Source organism: Sphingomonas sp., from assembly GCF_051962185.1.
Taxonomy (GTDB): Bacteria; Pseudomonadota; Alphaproteobacteria; order Sphingomonadales; family Sphingomonadaceae; genus Sphingomonas.
In genome coordinates, this window is record NZ_JBQCCN010000103.1 from 1 (window position 1) to 4,384 (window position 4,384).

The window sequence follows — 4,384 nt, forward strand, 5'->3', positions numbered from 1 at the left end:
GAACATCTCGCGCTTGGCGTCGATCACGCGATTGAGCGCCTTGTGGACGGTCAGATCGTCGGGGACATTGGTCAGCGTGCGGCCCAGGCTGTCGAACAACTTGCGCTCGATCCCGGTCTCGACGTTGCGGCGTGCCGTCTCGGCATCGGCCGGCGCGTGCAGCCCCGACCAGCGGCCGGCGAACCAGTCGGCCTTGTTCGCCTTGTACGACGCGCCCGCCTCGAACTCGCCTTCGAGCAACGTGTCGAACTGATGGGTGATGGTGTCGATCCACGCCTGGTCGACCACGCCTTCGGCGATCAGGCGCTTGCCATAGACTTCGCTGACCGACGGATGCTGCCGGATCGCCTTGTACATCAGCGGCTGGGTGAAGCTCGGCTCGTCGCCTTCATTGTGGCCGAAGCGGCGGTAGCACCACATATCGATCACGATGTCGCGATGGAATTTCTGGCGGAACTCGATCGCCATCTTGCAGGCGAAGGTCACCGCCTCGGGATCGTCGCCATTGACGTGGAAGATCGGCGCCTGAACGCCCTTGGCGACGTCCGATGGATACGGCGACGAGCGCGCGAATTGCGGACTGGTGGTGAAGCCGATTTGATTGTTGATGACGAAGTGGATGCAGCCGCCGGTATTGTAGCCGCGGATCCCCGAGAAGCCGAGGCATTCCCAGACGATACCCTGGCCGGCGAACGCCGCGTCGCCATGGATCAGCACCGGGAGCGAGTGGATATGCTCCTCAAGGTCGTTGGCCAGCGTCTGGATCGCGCGGGTCTTGCCCAGCACCACCGGGTCGGCCGCCTCGAGATGCGATGGATTGGCGACCAGCGACATATGGACCTTGACCCCGTCGAACTCGCGGTCGGTCGAGGTGCCGAGGTGATACTTCACGTCACCCGACCCGCCGACATCCTCGGGATTGGCCGAGCCGCCGCCGAATTCGTGGAAGATTACGCGCAGCGGCTTGGCCATGACGTTGGCGAGAACGTTGAGGCGGCCGCGATGCGCCATGCCGTAGACGATCTCGTTGACGCCCATCTGGCCGCCATATTTGATCACGCTTTCGAGCGCGGGGATCATCGCCTCGCCGCCGTCGAGTCCGAAGCGCTTGGTGCCGACGTACTTCTTGCCGAGGAAGCGTTCCCACTGCTCGGCCTCGATCACCTTGTTGAGGATCGCCTTCTTGCCGTCGGTGGTGAACTGGATGGCCTTGTCCTTGCCCTCCATCCGCTCCTGCAGGAAGCGGCGTTCCTCGACATCGGCGATGTGCATGTATTCGAGGCCGACATTGCCGCAATAATTGGCGCGCAGGATATCGACGAGCTCGCGGATCGTCGCCCATTGCAGGCCCATCGTGCCGCCGAGATAGACCGGGCGGTCGATGTCGATGTCGGAGAAACCGTAATAATCGGTCTTGAGGTCGTCGGGCAGCTCGTGCCGCGACAGGCCGAGCGGGTCGAGGCTGGCCGCCAGGTGACCGCGCACGCGATAGGTGCGGATCAGCAGCATCGCGCGGATCGAATCGCTCGCCGCCTTGACGATGTCGTCCTGGCTGGCCGGCTTGGCCGCCGGCGCGGGAGCGGGGGCGCCGCCGCGCGCGGGCTTGGCAGCCGGCTCCATCTGGGTCGGGTCGAGCGCCGCGGTCAGGTCGTCGGTCGACGCCGGCGGCCAGGTGGGGTTCGCCCAGCTCGCGGTCGACGGACCGTTCTCCAGCCCCTCGAACCAGCCGCGCCACGACGGCTCGACCGACTCGGGCGATTCCTTGAACCTCTTGTACAGCGTCTCGACAAACGCCGGGGACATCCCCGCGGCGATCTCGCTGAAATCCAGACCTTCGTAGCCCATTGGCTTCACCTCGTCGCCCCGGCGAAGGCCGGGGCCGCTAAGTTATCGCGGGCCGCCAACGGCCCCGGCCTGCGCCGGGGCGACGGCCAAAATCACCCCCTCAACACCTCGAGCAGGGTCTCGCCGAGCAGGCTCGGGCTGGCCGAGACCTTGATGCCCGCCGATTCCATCGCCGCGATCTTGTCCTCGGCGCCGCCCTGGCCGCCCGAGACGATCGCGCCGGCATGGCCCATGCGGCGGCCCGGAGGCGCCGTGCGGCCGGCGATGAAGCCGGCCATCGGCTTCTTGCGGCCACGCCTGGCTTCGTCCTTGAGGAACTGCGCCGCTTCTTCCTCGGCCGATCCGCCGATCTCGCCGATCATGATGATCGACTGGGTCTCGTCATCGGCCAGGAACAGTTCGAGCACGTCGATGAAATTGGTGCCGTTGACCGGATCGCCGCCGATCCCGACCGCGGTGGTCTGGCCGAGCCCGGCATTGGAGGTCTGGAACACGGCTTCATAGGTAAGCGTGCCCGAGCGGCTGACAACACCGACCGATCCCTTCTTGAAGATCGAGCCCGGCATGATGCCGATCTTGCACTCGCCCGGCGTCAGCACGCCCGGGCAGTTCGGGCCGATCAGCCGCGACTTGGAACCCGACAGGGCGCGCTTGACCTTGACCATGTCGAGCACCGGAATCCCTTCGGTGATCGTCACGATCAGCGGCACTTCGGCGTCGATCGCCTCGAGGATCGAGTCGGCGGCGAAGGGCGGCGGCACGTAGATCACCGACGCGGTGGCGCCGGTCTTGCTCACCGCCTCCGCGACGGTGTCGTAGACCGGCAGGCCGAGATGCTCGGTGCCGCCCTTGCCCGGCGTGACGCCGCCGACCATCTGGGTGCCGTAATCGAGCGCCGCCTTGGTGTGGAAGCTGCCGGTCTCACCCGTCATGCCCTGGGTGATGACCTTGGTATTCTTGTCGACGAGGATGGACACGTCAGTTTCCCTTCTTGGCGAATTTGCCGGCGCTGTTGGCGATGACCAGGATGATGGTGGGTGCCGCGGTGGCGGTCTTCGGCGTGACGACCGGGATGATCATTTCGCCATTGGGCAGGGCGACCGGCGCCGGCTTGGCGTCCGCCGCCGGCGGCGGCACGGTCGCGCCGAGCGCGGCGCTGAGCAGCGGATAGAGAGTCGCGGGGTCGAAGGCGGCGTCTCCCTTGGCCATGACGACGCAGCCGCCGTCCTTGCCCGTCTTATAGGCGACCAGCACATTGTCGCGCGTCACGGCATTGGCGTCGCTGTCGGTGTTCATGCCCTTGCGCTGCTCGGGCGTCGCCGGCGCCCAGCCGGCGAAGCGCGCCGCCTGGCTGGCCGGGTCGACCGTCGTGCCCAGGCACGCCTTGGCACCCGCCACGATCGCGGCTTGCGGTGCCGGTTGCAGATCGGGGCCGTTGTCGGCCGGCGCGGGCGGGGCCGCGAAGATGCTGATGCTGACAGACGTGGACTTCAGATCGGGGTTGATCCCGAACACGGCGTTTTGCGACGAAACGTACAGGCCGCGCAGCAGCTTCGGGTCGGCCGCGCGGATGTTCTCGATGAAACCGCTGTCGCCCTTGAACTCGGCAGCGGCGACGGCGCGGTAATGCGCGACGACCGCATCCTGGATCTGGGGTCGCAACGTGGCCGAACCGGGTTCGCCGCGCGCTTCGCAATGCACGATATCGCCTTGCGAGATATGCTCGACCAGCTTGCCGCGCCGCCCCGGCTTGATGAACACGCCTTCCCAGCCGGTGTCGGCCGGTATGTCCCTGCCGCTTTCGAGCAGCCAGCCGTCGGCCTTCAGCGTCGGCCAATATCCCGGCGCCCGACCCGCCAGCTTCATGCACTGGTCGACGAGCATGATGACGTCGTCGCTGGTCACGGCGCCGTTGGAATATGCGATGTCGGCCGTCGGCGCCGAGGGCCCGAACTGCGCCTTGGCGGCCTCGGTAAAGGCCGGGGCCGGCGTTTCTTGCGCGGACGCGCACGTCGCCGAGCCGAGCGCGGCGATCGCGATCATCAGGCTCGGCGACAAGCGCATTTCAGGCGAGGCTCTCGTCGATACCCTTGCACGCCACGAGCAATTCCTTGACCGCGTCGACCGAGACCTGGAGGTTGCCCTTGGCCTCGTCGTCCAGCTCGATCTCGATGATCTTCTCGACGCCGCCCGCACCGATCATCACCGGCACGCCGACATAGAGGCCATCGACGCCATACTGGCCGTCGACATAAGCGGCGCAGGGCAGGATGCGCTTCTGATCGTTGAGATAGGCTTCGGCCATCGCGATGCCGCTGGTCGCCGGGGCGTAAAAAGCCGAGCCGGTCTTGAGCAAGGCGACGATCTCGCCGCCGCCGCCGCGCGTGCGCTTGACGATCGCGTCGATCCGCTCCTGCGTCGACAGGCCCATCTTGATCAGGTCGGGCACGGGGATGCCGTTGACGGTCGAATATTGGACGACGGGGACCATGGTGTCGCCATGGCCGCCGAGCACGAAGGTGTTCACGTCCTTGACCGA

The 4,384-nt window shown here is 66.6% G+C and carries 3 protein-coding genes and 1 pseudogene; all 4 read right to left on the reverse strand.

Annotated features, from left to right (window positions below; genetic code table 11):
- A partial coding sequence (locus ACTHJR_RS06150; RefSeq protein ID WP_440522246.1) for a thiamine pyrophosphate-dependent enzyme occupies nucleotides 1-1,845 on the reverse strand: 1,845 nt, incomplete at its 3' end.
- Between the two features lie 92 nt (nucleotides 1,846-1,937).
- Nucleotides 1,938-2,822, reverse strand: a complete 885-nt coding sequence (sucD, locus tag ACTHJR_RS06155) for a succinate--CoA ligase subunit alpha (RefSeq protein WP_440522247.1) — start codon at nucleotides 2,820-2,822, stop codon at nucleotides 1,938-1,940.
- Between the two features lies 1 nt (nucleotide 2,823).
- On the reverse strand, nucleotides 2,824-3,909 hold the full coding sequence (locus ACTHJR_RS06160; RefSeq protein WP_440522248.1) for a hypothetical protein: 1,086 nt from the start codon (nucleotides 3,907-3,909) through the stop codon (nucleotides 2,824-2,826).
- A 1-nt stretch (nucleotide 3,910) separates the two neighbouring features.
- Nucleotides 3,911-4,384, reverse strand: a pseudogene (locus ACTHJR_RS06165) (malate dehydrogenase); the annotation flags it as partial.